At 42.9% G+C, this 934-nt stretch carries 1 protein-coding gene and 1 pseudogene; both read right to left on the bottom strand.

Annotated features, from left to right (window positions below):
- A pseudogene (locus MSG66_RS13200) lies at positions 1-176 on the bottom strand (secretion protein HlyD); the annotation flags it as partial.
- Positions 173-934: ATP-binding cassette domain-containing protein (locus tag MSG66_RS13195; RefSeq protein WP_324654346.1), on the bottom strand; the 762-nt coding region annotated here is incomplete at its 5' end. The pseudogene MSG66_RS13200 and the gene MSG66_RS13195, both read right to left, overlap by 4 nt.

The following is a 934-nucleotide window of genomic DNA, read 5'->3' as shown; positions in this document are numbered from 1 at the left end:
ACTTTACCGGTGCCGGTAGACACTTCTTCAAGTTTAAATACCCATGCCCAGATAAAGAAAATAACTAAACCAATCCCCACAATCCAGATCACTAAACTGGCACGGGGTAACGGTGGTTCACTATAAGAGACATTCATTGAACGGGTGAGTTCTTGTTCTTTTTGTGGTTCGCTCATGAATTACCCCCTTGGTTTACTTGTTTTTGCTGGGCTGTTGATTGGTTAAGGACCTGATCTCTTGGACCATCCATCACGATTTTGCCTTCGTTAACGACAATAATACGGTCCACCAGTTCTAAAACAGCTCGGCGGTGTGTCGCAACGACCAAGGTCCGATGTGCCAGCCATCCTTTTAAATGATCAATCAGTTGCTTCTCTGCCACATCATCAATGGATGCTGTCGGTTCATCGAGTAATAAAATATTAGGTTGACGAATCAATAAGCGAGCCAATAACAATGCTTGTTTCTGGCCACCTGAGAAACCAACCCCACCTTCTAAAATCAGGTGATCTAGTCCTTCTTTTTTCTCTTGCACAAAAGGTAATGCACCTGTCACTACTAAAGCCCGAAGAATATCTTCATCCGTTGCAAGTGGTGCACCTAAAGTCAGGTTCTCACGAATCGTACCGTAGAAAAGTTGTGCATTCTGGTTGAGTAAACCCATATCACGACGTACATCAGATGGGTCAATTAAAGAAAGATCCAGACCATCTAAATGCACTGCACCTTGAGTTGGGACTTGCATGCCAGATAGAAGCTGAAGCAGGGTCGATTTACCAGCCCCATTGCGTCCCAGAATTGCAATTTTTTCACCAGCACGAATTTTTAAATGACGAATTGCCAAACTTGGTTTCGGGTCTTCTTCTCCATATTGGAACAAGACATTTTTTAATTCATAGTCACCATTTAAAGCAGCTTTATGTACCAGATGTGA

The sequence above is a fragment of the Acinetobacter sp. IK31 genome, assembly GCF_035615195.1.
Classification (GTDB): Bacteria; Pseudomonadota; Gammaproteobacteria; order Pseudomonadales; family Moraxellaceae; genus Acinetobacter; species Acinetobacter calcoaceticus_C.
This window is presented reverse-complemented; position numbering and strand designations above follow the sequence as displayed.